Genomic DNA, 13,486 nt, shown 5'->3' with positions numbered 1-13,486 from the left:
TAAGAGTTATTGATATCTGTACCGGTACAAGGAGGGTAGTACTGTGAGGAAATATGATCACCTTGTGTTGAATATAAAAAACAAAATCGAGAGCGGCGAATACAATGCTGGAATGAAAATCCCATCCATTCGTCACTTAGCGGCTCAATATGCTGTGAGCAAAAGCACTGTCATAAAAGCACTAGATACATTAGAGCGTGAACACTTGCTGTACTCTGTAGAAAGAAGTGGCTATTTTGTCGTGAAAACCAATCAGTCAGCCGTTAAGAAGGGCAGCACATGGATTGATTTTGCTTCCTCTGCGCCTGATCCCATTGTGTTTCCGTATGTCGATTTTCAGCACTGCATCAATCAAGCGATTGATCTGTATCAAAATGATTTATTTATCTATGGCACCACCAATGGATTACCATCTTTACTGCCAATCATTTCAAAGCGTTTAACGGATTATCAAGTGTTTGCCTCTCCAGAACAGATCGTCATGACTTCTGGTATTCAGCTGGCTTTATCGATTTTAAGCACCATCCCGTTTCCAAATGGAAAACAGACCATATTGGTCGAACAGCCAGGCTATCACCTATTCCTCCAATACTTAGAGAAAAACCAGCTGCCTGTCCGGGGGATTCAGCGGACGAAAAAAGGACTCGATCTTCAGGAATTGGAGCGTATCTTCCGGGAGGAGGATATTCGCTTTTTCTATACGATGCCAAGATTTCAAAACCCGCTTGGAACGAGTCTGTCGAAACAAGAAAAAATAGCGATTGCAGCCCTTGCCGAAGCATATGATGTCTACATCGTTGAAGACGATTATTTGGCTGATTTAGAATTCGATACAAAAAGAGACCCGATCTATTCATATGATCAGGCGGGGAAGGTCATTTATTTAAAAAGCTTCTCAAAAATCATTTTTCCAGGGCTTAGAACAGGTGCTGTCGTCTTACCAAACGAGCTGATTGGCCCCTTCAGTGAACATAAACGGCTGATTGATATCGACAGCTCGATGCTGTCGCAGGCTGCTTTAGAAATATATTTGAAAAGCGGGATGTTTGAGCGTCATAGAGAAAGGATGCAGGCGACCTATAGAGCTCGATCCAAACAACTTGTGGCCTGTTTGAAAAATGATCAAGGCGCTTATGCGCTGGGAGAAGAGGAGCCAGCTACCCATACCCACGTTCGTGTCGACCGGTCCATTCCGATGAATCAGCTCATTCAGCAGCTAAAAAAGGCTTCTGTGATGGTTCAGCCGATCGACCGCCATTTCATTTCTACTTATCATAAGGAGCCTATACTTCAGCTGAACATTTGGCATGTAAAAGAAGAGGAAATCGCACGAGGCGTCGATTTGCTAAAGTCATCACTTCAACAAATCACACGTTATTAAGGCGTGACAGCATGTTCTCACAAGTGAGTATCTCGACGTGCTCAGCCGCAGCGGGTTTTCTTGTACAAACCGCCATTTGGTAGGCAGGATCAAGTGAATATGTTTGGACAACGCAAGGGGCTTCGTGATCAGGTAATCTCAAAGTAGCCTGTCCATCCTCTGACAAGCGAGCGGTAAAGGATGAAAGACCATAGGATATTCCCTTCCCTGTCAGCTTGATAAAAGCCTCCTTCATGGACCATAAATGAAAGAAATAGGCTTCCTGCTGGTCTGCCGGCTGTGATAGTAAATCTTGATATTCGTCAGCTGAAAAAAATCGTTTGGCAATGGCTAAATCAATCGGTTTAATCTCTTCAATATCAATGCCAACAGGCGCATCATCTACTGCGCCCACGACCCAATCACCAGAGTGAGAAAGATTAAAATGAAAAGAAGGAATTTGCCGGACAACAGGCTTTCCATTCCCTTCTGTTTCAAAAATGATCTGTTCCATAGGCAGTGCGTACATCTCATGAATGATGTGACGAATCAGTACCTCACCTAAAAGCGTTCTTCTTGCATCGATCAAAAAGCGAAAGCGCTCAGCGGCGGCGCGTTTTTCAAGTGACACAAAAGGCTTCAGCTGTTCTATTTGGTTTCGTGCATTTTTATCATCTAAAGGTTGTAATTGAATAGCGAAAATCTTCATAACGGACCTCGATTTTTTACATTTATTGTACCATTGGATGAACACATGCAAAAGAGAAACAGACATCCTGTTCAATGAAAGCACAAAATGACAGGAAGGTGCGGACGGTTCTCGATATAGTGGAAAAGGAAGGAGAGGGAAAAATGATTCACTTGATCATGGATAGTATCAATTATATGGAAGAGAGGCTGGATCAGCCTTTGCAGATCGAAGAAGTGGCAGAGGCCGCCTGTATGTCTAAATTTCATTATCAGCGGCTATTCCATATGCTGACGGGAATTGCAGTAGCAGAATATATTCGCAAAAGACGATTAACCCTTGCGGCAGAAGAATTCATGACCAAGCAAGTGAAAGTCATTGATGCGGCGGTGAAGTATGGCTATGAAACCCCAGAGTCGTTTGCGAAAGCCTTCAAGCGGCATCATGGATATACACCGGCAGCAGTGAAAACAGGCGAGTATACAGTGAAAGCCTACCCCCGTCTCTCCTTCGAACTTCAAATAAAAGGAGTCGAACCGATGCATTATCGAATTGTGGAAAAAGATTCATTTTCAATCATGGGCAGAAGACTAAAGACAACAACAAAGAATAGCCAAAACAAACAGGATATTCCCGCCTTTTGGAAGCGTGTCAATCAAGAAGGATGGACGGATTCACTGGCTCATGCAGCTGGAGAACTCGGATATATCGGTGTATGTGCGCATTTTGATGAAACGCTTGAAACATTTGACTATATCATTGGGATTGAGCAAGGTGAGGAACAACCAGATTCGACCATGACAGTCGAGCAGATTCCGGCCAGTACGTGGGCTGTATTTCAGGCAAAGGGGCCTGTCGAAACCGCTGTGCATTCAACATGGACACGTATTTTCACAGAATGGTTTCCTGCCTCAGGATATGAGCATGCTGGGGGAATGGAGATGGAAACGTACCCTTTAGATGGAGAGATAAATTCTCCAGATCATGTGACATTGATTTGGATTCCAATCCGTAAACAATCATAAAAAAGGCAGCGTATCTCGCTGCTTTTTATCCTTGTGTGAGGACGTGAACACCGTTTGGATCGGTCGTATTCATCCCATGAGAATCTATCATCTTCACTTCAAGTAAAGAGAGACGTTCTCCCTTTTTCCAATGAATAGGTTGTGTCAAACCGTCCAGCAACTGATCGACCGCAGGTGTATGAGTCAAATCAGGTACTGCGATCGTCATCTCGGCAATTGCTTCTTCACCAGTTTCAATCACATCTGTCCGCCGCTGCAATTCAAGCCTTAAGCGCATCGGTGTAGAAAGAAACGTTCTTCGCTCCCCAGTCTGGATTGCCCAGTTTCTCTTTTGCGCTTGTACCAGCAGCTGATCATATTCATCATCAGTCACTAGAAAGCCGATGTGATCAAAAAGGACTTTTTTACTATAACCAAATGTGATATTGATCTGTCCCTTTCTCATCTCAATGATTCGGAAAGAGGGCTTCTTCTCTCTAAAATCATCCCATGTCTGCGGAGGGGGAAAGGAACATTCCTTTGCGAAACGCCCCTTTACTTCAAAGCCTAATGAGGTGTACGCCTTCTCTGTCTCCTCAACAAATGGTGTCCAGTAATGATAATGGAAAAGCTGCATCAGAGGATCATCTCCTGTTTTAAGAATATTGCGTCTATTTAGTTTAGCACAAAACAAGCCATTCATTTAGTAGAATGGCTTGTTCTTATCGGGTAAGGGTCTGAACAGGTTTCTCCGCTGTTTTTGTAATGAGCAGTTGCAAGAGCCGTGTCGATTGTGGCAATGAAAAGCGAAGGACGAGTCCGGTAAAGATGGCCGTCAGAATCGTTCCAATGCCAATCGGGCCGCCGAGCATCCATGCAAATAGGAGCACGGTTAACTCAATACCATTTCGAACCCACTGCACGTTCAGCCCCGTTTTTGCTGAGATGAGCAACATTAATGAATCCCTTGGCCCAGCGCCAAGGTTGGCTGAGACATAAATGCCAACGCCATACCCAGACACAATCACGCCCGTAATAAACACATATAAAGCAGGTAAATACCCATGTGGTGCAGGTAATACTGCATTAAAGAAATCAATAAACACGCCGATCAGCACCATATTGAGCAGGGCGCCGATCTTTGGAAAAGATTTCGTGAAAACAGATGTCAGTGTCACAATCAGTGCACCAATAATGATCGACCATTGTCCAATGGTTAAACCAAAATGCTGAAACAGTCCATAATGAAAAGCGTCCCACGGACCAATGCCAAGGATCTTTCCCTTCACTGTCAGCGATAGTCCAAAAGCAAGTACAATTAATCCAACAAAATAAAAAAACCAACGTAAAAGATGTTCCCGCTTCAAAAGCTTTCCCTTCTTTCTTAAACACTCGATTTCAATCGTAACATACTCGCACGCCCCTTTAAATGGCTTTGCTCAATTGTAATCGCTTACTCGATAAAAAGAATTTTTTCCATAAAAAGAGCAGAAAACATCAAATTTTGGAGCAAGACTTTTGAATTGTTTTTTTTAACAAAGCGAACCAATAATTAACAATTTTTATGAAAATAAGAAAAAAATTCAATATAAAATGACAAAAAAACAACCTTTATCCAATTAAAGAATATTCAAGATAAAATAGAATAGATTGTATGTAAATTGCGTCGTTAGGCCTGTTTTTATTGATAGATAAAATATTTGATACACGATAAAAAAACTTGTTTTATTGGAAAAAACATAGATGGATCAGATGTCGAAAGCTTTATATGACCAAAGGGCTATTTTTGTCGAAAATAGTCTTTTAGTCATGTTGAGGGTTCTGAAATGTTACTGATATTCTTTACCAAAGTGTGGGAGGTGAACTGGTACATACCATTATGATGTAAAGCAGGGAAAAGGGGATGTCAAAAAATGAACATATTAAAAAGAACGAGTCAATTATTTCTTATATTGGTGCTGATCGCTGGAAATTTATTAACGGTCTCACCACCTGTTACAAAAGCTGCTGGAACAGTGGTCGTGAACAATACGGATTCCTATATGATTGGGACTAGGCCACTAGTTCTTCAGCAACTCGATGGAAATGATCCAACAAATGTTAAAGCTAGTGTAGAGGTGAAAGGAATCGATATAGGCGCAGTGAATGGTGTTGCTGTTAGCGATCGAGAAAATGTAGTGTATGCAACTGCAAATGGCACTAGCCTTACTCTATATAAAATAAATGCGACATCAGGGCAAGCACAAGTCGTAACGAAACTACCTGAAGGCGCTACTAATGCCGTTGTGCATCAAGATAAATATATTTATTCTTATTTTTCTAATGGTGATTCTTTCCTTGGAACGTACGATTTAGTTACGGGTCAAAAAACGTCCAAAAAAATCGTCGGTTATGACGCTGGCTCTGGCATTGGTGGTGACATTGGCGGAGATCTTGTAGTCGATAAGGATGGCTATCTTTGGTTTGCATCTAATAACAGTGGAGCCGTTGCGCAAATGAATCCTGAAACAGCTGAAGTCATTCGTGTCATTCCGATTACAAATGCGGATGGTAAAACGATTGACGGAGGCGTGCGGGGAATTAGCTTCTTGCCAAATGGGCAGATGCTATTACAGTCAGGATTAAATGAATCCATTGGTCATTCCACTCTTTTTACACTTGATGCGAAAACATTAAGTACAACATATATGGGCACTGCAGGTGATTCATTATCTTACGACTTAGCTTCAAGGGTGAAGCCTGAATTCGATCCATATCCACCTAACCTTGAATCAGAAAAATCGGTTGCTTTACAGAAAAAAGCAGAAGGCAACACAGATGAAAAGCATCCAGAAGTAGGCGACACTTTGCTTTATACAATTAGAGCAAAAAATACTGTGCAATTCGGCATTCTTAAAAATCTGATCATATCAGATAACCTTCCGAGCAGCTTAACCTATGTTTCTGGATCTCTTATGGTAGATGGCACAAGCGTAACAGATGCAAAGGATCAAGACAAAGGTGATTTTACAAACGGTACTGTGACAGGTCAAATAGGTGATGTGAAAGACACCGATTGGCACACCGTGACATTTGAAGCGAAAGTAGCAAAAGGGCAAGCGGGTAAAGATATTCAAAATACAGCGAATGTCAAAGGGGAAAACACACCGCCAGACAATCCAACAACAAACATAGAAATTTATCCTCGTGATCCGAAGCTTGAATCAGAAAAATCAGCGGTCTTACAGAAAAAAGCAGATGGGAATACAGATGAGAAGCACCCAGAAGTAGGGGACACATTGCTGTATACCATTCAAGCCCGTAACGCTGTTGAAGATAGTGTAATAGAAGACCTTGTGATTTCTGACAAGTTACCTCAAGGATTATCTTATGTACCAAATTCTCTACAGGTAGATGGGAATCCAGTCACAGATGCAAAAGATGGCGACAACGGTGATATGACAGATGGAACTGTCACTGGAACGCTCGGTGAAGTGAAAGATACGAAATGGCATACCGTGACGTTTGAAGTCACAGTTGAAAAAGGTCAGGCAGGCAAAGATATTCAAAATACAGCGAGTGTCACAACCGGCAACACACCGCCAGACAAGCCGACAACGAATATAGAAATCTATCCTCGTGACCCGAAGCTGACTTCTGAAAAATCAGCCGTCTTGCAGAAAAAAGCAGATGGCAATACAGATGAGAAGCATCCAGAGGTCGGTGATACACTTCTTTATACGATTAAAACAAAGAATACGATAGAAGATAGTCTCGTTGAAAATTTAGTGATCTCAGACGAACTGCCGGAAGGATTAGCGTATGTGTCGGATTCACTTCAAGTGGATGGAGAGGCAGTCACTGACGCAAAGGATGACGATAACGGAGACTTCACAGATGGTACCATTTCAGGACAATTTGGTGACGTTCAAGATACAGATTGGCATACCGTGACATTTGAAGTGACGGTTGAAAAAGGTCAATCTGGCAAAGACATTCAAAATACAGCGAGTGTCACAGGTGAAAACACACCACCAGACGATCCGACAACAAAAACAGAAATCTATCCTCGTGATCCAAAGCTTGAATCAGAAAAATCAGCCGTCTTACAGAAAAAAGCAGAAGGTAACAAAGATGAGAAGCATCCAGAAGTGGGGGATACCCTGCTTTATACAATTAAAACAAAGAACACGATAGAAGACAGCCTTGTGGAAAATCTAGTGATCTCAGATCAATTACCAAAAGGGCTGAAGTATGTCGCTGGGTCTCTTGAAATTGATGGAGAATCTGTCACAGATGTGAAAGACGACGATAGCGGAGACTACACAGATGGAAAGGTCACAGGTTATTTTGGTAATGTGAAGGACACAGATTGGCATACCGTGACGTTTGAAGTGACAGTTGAAAAGGGACAGGCTGGTCAAGACATTCAAAACACTGCCGAAGTAACAGGTGAAAACACACCGCCAGATGATCCAACAACGAATACAGAAATTTATCCTCGTGAACCAAAACTAGCATCAGAAAAGACAGCGAGCATTCAGAAAAAAGCAGAAGGGAACACAGATGAAAAAACACCACAGGTAGGCGATACCCTTCTGTATACGATCAAAACAAAGAATCTTGAAGAGGACAGCATCGTCGAAAATCTCGTGATTTCAGATCAACTGCCAGAAGGTCTTGAATACGTCGAAGGGTCATTAAAAGTAGATGACCAAGCCGTCACAGATGCAAAAGATGACGACAACGGAGATTACACTAAAGGCACAGTCACCGGTCAATTTGGTGATATCAAAGACACGGACTGGCATACTGTGACGTTTGAGGCGAAAGTAGCCAAAGGCCAATCAGGTAAAAGCATTCAAAACACAGCAAAAGTAACAGGCGAAAACACGCCGCCAGATGAGCCGACAACCGAAACAAACATTGATCCAAGAGATCCAAAGCTTGAATCAGAAAAAACATCTGAGATCTCTCAAAAAGCAAAAGACAATACAAATGAAAAACAAGTTCAGGTAGGCGACACTCTCCTTTACACGATCAAAACAAAAAATAGTGTAGAAGACAGTGTCATCAAAGATCTAGTCATCACAGATCAACTACCAGAAGGTCTTGAATACGTCGAAGGATCATTAAAAGTAGATGACCAAGCCGTCACAGATGCAAAAGATGATGACAATGGAGACTACACAAAAGGCACAGTAACCGGTCAATTTGGTGATATCAAAGACACAGACTGGCATACGGTGACGTTTGAAGCGAAGGTCGCTAAAGGCCAAGCGGATAAAACCATTCAAAACACAGCGAAAGTAACAGGCGAAAACACGCCGCCAGATGAGCCAACAACCGAAACAAACATTGATCCAAGAGATCCAAAGCTTGAATCAGAAAAAACATCTGAGATCTCTCAAAAAGCAGAAGGCAATACAGATGAAAAACAAGTACAGGCAGGCGACACTCTCCTTTACACCATCAAAACAAAAAATAGTGTAGAAGACAGTGTCATCAAAGATCTAGTCATCACAGATCAACTACCAGAAGGTCTTGAATACGTCGAAGGATCATTAAAAGTAGATGACCAAGCCGTCACAGATGCAAAAGATGATGACAATGGAGACTACACAAAAGGCACAGTAACCGGTCAATTTGGTGATATCAAAGACACGGACTGGCATACGGTGACTTTTGAAGCGAAGGTTGCGAAAGGATCTGAAGGTAAAACCATTCAAAATATCGCAGTTGTGAAGGGTGATAATGTTGACGAACCAGACAAACCTGAAAACTCAACAACGGTAGTACCGCCGCATGTGCCAGAGGTGCCAGCAAATCCAGAGCAGCCTTCTCATTCAGAACCGGATACACCTGGTCATCATCTTCCGAACACTGCAACAGAGATGTACAACCTTTTACTAGCAGGATTTGCACTTGTACTAATAGGTGCATCCCTTATTGTATGGAAAAGAAGAAAAAGAAACGGATAATCGTCCATGTTTCAAAAAATCATCTCAGCTCTATTGATTACAGCAGGTATTTGTCTTGTGATTGTAGGATATACGAGAATCGTTGATGGACAAAGACAAGTAGATCAATCATTCCAGTCTGCGCAAGCAGCCATCCAGCAAAAGGGGAAAATGGATTCCTCTTTTGTGCCGGAGGCTGGTGAAACCATTGGGCTCTTGCACATTCCAAAGTTAAACGCTGAGTTACCAATTGTAGAAGGAACAGCGGCGGAGGATTTGGCAAAGGGAGTTGGTCATTATCACGAGAGCTATTTTCCTAACGAACAGGGACAAATCGTTTTATCTGGGCATCGTGATACTGTGTTTAGACGAACAGGAGAACTTGTGAAAGGGGATCAACTTGTCATAGAGCTTTCATACGGACGATTCACCTATGAAATTGAGAAAACAAAGATTGTGAAAAAAGATGATCAAAGTATTATTACACTACAACAGGAAAAGGAAGAACTTGTCCTCACCACATGTTATCCTTTTTCTTTCATTGGTCCTGCGCCAAACAGATATATTATATATGGGAAGCGTGTTTAGCCACTGGATCAGCCTGCAGCTCATTCTTTCATTAACCGATTAGAGCGCTTAATCCCTTGATAAACAGGGAATCGTCTATATCATATCTAGAGATGCAGGGGGGGTCAATTTGTTAAATAAAGAAGATGTAAAGTATATAGATAACGTTGGAAGAATTGTCCTGCCGATAGATATAAGAAAACGGTTGAAAATTCACCCACAAGATTTTATTGAAATCTATCAAGAAGAAAGTCACATTGTGATAAAGCCTTATTGGCAGGATAAACCTTGTATCGTTACAGGGCAAGTCACCTGTTCCAATAAGGCGCTGTCAGGCGGTGTAGTTGTCAGCCCAGAGGGAGCGAGACTGCTCCTGCAAGATTTATTAGCGCTGCGGCTGCAAAAAGAGATATAATAAAAGGCTGTTCTCACATGATGAGAACAGCCTTTTTGATCACACTGGATTCAAAATCCGGTTTAAGAATTGTTTTGTTCGTTCTTCCTTTGGTCGTTTGAAGATTTCTTCCGGAGGACCTTGTTCGACGATGACGCCTCCATCAATAAAAATCACTTCGTCCGCCACTTCTTGGGCAAACTTGATTTCATGTGTGACAACCGCCATCGTCCAGCCTTCTTTCGCTAAATCCTTCATGACCTTTAAGACTTCCCCGACAAGCTCAGGATCAAGCGCAGAGGTTGGTTCATCAAAAAGCATAAGCTCTGGCTGAATGGCAAGTGCACGGGCAATGCCGACACGCTGCTTTTGACCGCCTGACAGCTGGAAGGGATACAAATCTTTTTTATCCTCAAGTCCTACCTTTTGCAGAAGCTGAATCGCTTCTTTTCGCACGGCTTCTTTCGGACGGCGCTGGACTTGGACTGGACCTTCCATCACATTCTCAAGAACAGTGCGATGTGGGAACAGATGATAATCTTGAAACACCATGCCTGACTTCCGGCGAAGCTTGAGCAAATCAGCTTGTTTATTTTTTTTAGAAAAATCAATCGAGAAATCATCGAAGGTAAAGGAGCCGGCATTTGGAATTTCAAGTGCATTTAAACAGCGAAGCATCGTTGTTTTTCCTGAACCTGATGGACCAAGAATCGCCACAACCTGCCCTTTGTTGATCGTAAAATCAATCGACTTTAAAATCTCATTTTCACCAAAGGATTTGTTTAAGCCTTTGACTGTTAGCATGTCGTTCCCTCCTTACCTTGCGACATATCGATCAAGTCGTTTTTCAATTTGGTGTTGAACGAGCGATAGAATGAAGCAGAATACCCAATAGATCAGGGCTGCTTCCATATAAATAAATAAAATTTGATCCAAGTTCGCCGCAGCAATTTCCTGTGATTTACGGAACATCTCTGCCACGAGGATTTGGGAGGCAAGCGATGTATCTTTCACCAAACTAATGAATGAATTAGACAGCGGCGGAATCGATACACGCACTGCCTGCGGTAAAATCACGCGGATGAGCGTTTTGCGATGGGTCATCCCAATCGAATACCCCGCTTCCCATTGTCCTTTTGGAACAGATAGGACAGATGCACGAATAATTTCCGAAGCATACGCACCTACGTTTAAAGAAAAAGCGATGATAGCACTTGGATATGGATCCAGTGTGATATTAAATGTCGGAAAGAAATAGAAAATAATAAACAATTGCACAAAAAGCGGCGTTCCGCGAACGGCCGACACATAGATGGAGAAAATCCATCTGAGGGCTTTAATTTTAGACATTCTAGCAAGAGCTGTCACAAGCGCGATAAAAAGACCAATAATGAAGGCAATGATGGCAAGGGGGATTGTATAATAAATCCCCTGCATCACCATTGGCCAAAAAGATTGCTGAAGAAGATCCCAAGGAATGACGACTCCTAGGGTATTACTTTGTAACATCTTCACCAAACCATTTCTTAGAAATCTTAGCAAGTGTACCGTCTTTTTTCATTTCTTTTAATGCGCCATTCACTTTGTCAACGACTTCGCCGCTGCCTTTTCTGAAGGCAAAATACGTTTCTTGTGGATCTCCTGTTTCAAATGCAACTTTTAGGTTTTTGTTACCGCTTGTTTTCAAGTAATTCAAGACAGCTAATTTATCATTGAACGTCAAATCAGCACGCCCTTGCTGAATCAATTGAATGGATTGTGCAAGACCTTCAACCCCTTCAATTTTAGCGCCAGCATCTGTAGCTAATTTGTTATAGTTACTTGTTAATGATTGTGCTGCTTTTTTGCCTTTCACATCAGAAAGTTTCTTGATGTCATTGTTATCTGATTTTGTCACAACAATGGCTTGAGACGTTGTGTATTTATCAGAGAAATCATATTGATTTTCACGTCCAGTTTTACCAACTTGGTTCGCTACCACATCAAAACGTTTAGAATTCAGACCAGCAAACATGCTGTCCCATTGTGTTTCTTTGAATTCTGGTTTTAAGTCAAGACGTTTTGCGACTTCTGTGATGACCTCGACATCATAGCCAGTTAATTTATCTGTCTTTTTGTCATGGAAGGTGAAAGGAGCATATGTACCTTCTGTACCGATGGTTAATACGCCTTTATCCTGAATGGACTTCCAAAGGTCACCTGATTCCTTAGACCCAGATTGTTTATTTGCGCTGTCGTTTGCAGCTGATCCACATGCTGTGATCAATGCAACACAAGCGCCTAAAATAATGGCAAAGAACATTTTTTTCATTTTATTCCCCACTTTTCTTGTTGGTATTTACAACATATGATCTTACAGAGAAGCAACCTAAAAGTAAAGCATTTGAAACTAGCTTGAGCGAATCTCACCAACTTTATGCCTTGAACTGGTTGAACGGATAAACGATAGAACTATACCCAAAACAAAAGGTGGATAAAACCAAACGCATTCTCAAACGATGATGAAGAGAGTTCGATTGATGAGAATGTGAGATAGACTACTTAATGGCAAAATATGCTATGATTTTCACATCGAAAGAAGTTTATGTGAGTGTTGATCAGTCGACTTAAATGACTTTTTAAAGTACGATCCTCCAGTGAACAAACGGAATAAAAGGGAAGTGTGATCATTTGCATACATCGAAACAAAAACCTGTCATGATTTTAGTACACGAAATATACGGAATAAATGATCATATGAAGAGTATGATCGATCATTTTGACAAAGCTGGTTTTGAGGTTTATTGTCCTCATTTATTAGGACAGGCTAAACACTTCCCTTATGCCAGTGAGAATGAGGCATATGACTACTTTATGAATAATGTTGGTTTTGATGAATCGGTAAAGATCGTATTGAATGTGGCAAGAGAGTTAAAAACGAAAAATGCAGAGAGAGACATATGTCTGATAGGTTTTAGTGTGGGGGCAACAATTGCTTGGCAATGCAGCCAATATGATCAGTTGTTTACCGGAGTCATTGGATTTTATGGTTCAAGGATAAGAGATTTTCTCGATATGAAGCCTGCCTGCAATACGTTGTTATTTTTCTCGGAAGTTGAAGCATCTTTTAACCCACGGGAGGTTGCGAATGTTTTGGAGAAAAAGGAAAAGCTTTGCGTGAAAATAGTAAAGGGGCAGCATGGGTTCGCCAATCCAGATTCTACGACTTTTCACGCTGAATCTAAAAATCGCTGCTTTCAAGAAATCGATGGTTTTATCAAAGAGTGTCTACAAAAGAAAAATGACTCATGACTGTTTGAAATGAGACTCGAATAGAGGGAAATGAAACCAGTGTGTCATGTAAGTTTGCATGCTGGTTTTTTCGTGCAATTCTTTTGGATATAAGGCATCCTATCAAATGATCAGAATCACCGTATAGTTGTGCGAACATTACTAAAATAAAGACTTTGTAACAGTGACGATAGAAGGAAGCATATTTATTATAAAAGATGTATAATTAGTAGGTTGTTTTGAAAATGGAATAATTACATGGAG

12 protein-coding genes are annotated in these 13,486 nt (G+C 41.5%); 6 read left to right on the top strand and 6 right to left on the bottom strand.

The window, feature by feature from the left end:
• Nucleotides 1-43 precede the first annotated feature (43 nt).
• Nucleotides 44-1,381, top strand: a complete 1,338-nt coding sequence (locus N521_RS06250; protein ID WP_035390486.1) for an aminotransferase-like domain-containing protein — start codon at nt 44-46, stop codon at nt 1,379-1,381.
• Here N521_RS06250 and N521_RS06245 read toward each other — a convergent pair.
• Nucleotides 1,368-2,069 (bottom strand): 4'-phosphopantetheinyl transferase family protein, encoded by a 702-nt coding sequence (locus tag N521_RS06245; RefSeq protein WP_035390484.1) that lies wholly within the window; start codon nt 2,067-2,069, stop codon nt 1,368-1,370. The genes N521_RS06250 and N521_RS06245 overlap by 14 nt on opposite strands.
• A gap of 143 nt (nt 2,070-2,212) precedes the next feature.
• Here N521_RS06245 and N521_RS06240 point away from each other — a divergent pair, with 143 nt between their 5' ends.
• The gene (locus tag N521_RS06240) at nt 2,213-3,073 is read left to right on the top strand and encodes an effector binding domain-containing protein (protein ID WP_017366603.1); all 861 of its coding nucleotides are present in this window, start codon (nt 2,213-2,215) and stop codon (nt 3,071-3,073) included.
• Nucleotides 3,074-3,098: 25 nt separating this feature from the next.
• Here the strand turns inward: N521_RS06240 and N521_RS06235 are convergent, their stop codons facing one another.
• Together N521_RS06235 and N521_RS06230 are read right to left on the bottom strand one after the other, a co-directional pair.
• A complete protein-coding gene (locus tag N521_RS06235) occupies nt 3,099-3,689 on the bottom strand; it encodes a hypothetical protein (protein ID WP_035390482.1) in 591 nt (196 codons plus the stop codon).
• An 85-nt stretch (nt 3,690-3,774) separates the two neighbouring features.
• Nucleotides 3,775-4,419, bottom strand: a complete 645-nt coding sequence (locus N521_RS06230; protein WP_007498187.1) for a YczE/YyaS/YitT family protein — start codon at nt 4,417-4,419, stop codon at nt 3,775-3,777.
• 546 nt (nt 4,420-4,965) lie between these two features.
• Between N521_RS06230 and N521_RS06225 the strand changes: the two genes are divergently transcribed.
• The 3 genes from N521_RS06225 to N521_RS06215 all read left to right on the top strand — a co-directional run bounded on the left by N521_RS06225 (nt 4,966) and on the right by N521_RS06215 (nt 9,973).
• Nucleotides 4,966-9,012: an isopeptide-forming domain-containing fimbrial protein gene (locus N521_RS06225; protein ID WP_035390480.1), complete on the top strand. Its 4,047-nt coding sequence runs from the start codon at nt 4,966-4,968 to the stop codon at nt 9,010-9,012.
• 6 nt (nt 9,013-9,018) lie between these two features.
• Nucleotides 9,019-9,579, top strand: a complete 561-nt coding sequence (locus tag N521_RS06220) for a class D sortase (RefSeq protein WP_035390478.1) — start codon at nt 9,019-9,021, stop codon at nt 9,577-9,579.
• 109 nt (nt 9,580-9,688) lie between these two features.
• On the top strand, nt 9,689-9,973 hold the full coding sequence (locus N521_RS06215; protein WP_035390476.1) for an AbrB/MazE/SpoVT family DNA-binding domain-containing protein: 285 nt from the start codon (nt 9,689-9,691) through the stop codon (nt 9,971-9,973).
• A 39-nt stretch (nt 9,974-10,012) separates the two neighbouring features.
• Here N521_RS06215 and N521_RS06210 read toward each other — a convergent pair whose 3' ends face one another.
• Genes N521_RS06210 through tcyA form a run of 3 tightly spaced genes read right to left on the bottom strand, consistent with a single transcriptional unit; the run spans nt 10,013 to nt 12,263 of the window.
• Nucleotides 10,013-10,756: an amino acid ABC transporter ATP-binding protein gene (locus tag N521_RS06210; protein ID WP_007498183.1), complete on the bottom strand. Its 744-nt coding sequence runs from the start codon at nt 10,754-10,756 to the stop codon at nt 10,013-10,015.
• A gap of 12 nt (nt 10,757-10,768) precedes the next feature.
• Nucleotides 10,769-11,461 carry an amino acid ABC transporter permease gene (locus tag N521_RS06205; protein ID WP_035390475.1) on the bottom strand — a complete coding sequence of 231 codons (693 nt, stop codon included), beginning with the start codon at nt 11,459-11,461 and terminating at the stop codon, nt 10,769-10,771.
• Complete coding sequence (tcyA, locus tag N521_RS06200) at nt 11,448-12,263, bottom strand: cystine ABC transporter substrate-binding lipoprotein TcyA (protein ID WP_007498178.1); 816 nt, start codon at nt 12,261-12,263, stop codon at nt 11,448-11,450. The genes N521_RS06205 and tcyA overlap by 14 nt, the downstream gene beginning before the upstream one ends.
• Nucleotides 12,264-12,622: 359 nt before the next feature.
• Between tcyA and N521_RS06195 the strand changes: the two genes are divergently transcribed.
• Nucleotides 12,623-13,243, top strand: a complete 621-nt coding sequence (locus N521_RS06195; protein WP_035390473.1) for a dienelactone hydrolase family protein — start codon at nt 12,623-12,625, stop codon at nt 13,241-13,243.
• The last annotated feature ends 243 nt before the right edge of the window (nt 13,244-13,486 follow it).

Origin of the sequence: Bacillus sp. UNC125MFCrub1.1 (genome assembly GCF_000701305.1) — a bacterium.
GTDB lineage: Bacteria > Bacillota > Bacilli > Bacillales > Bacillaceae > Bacillus > Bacillus altitudinis.
This window is presented reverse-complemented; position numbering and strand designations above follow the sequence as displayed.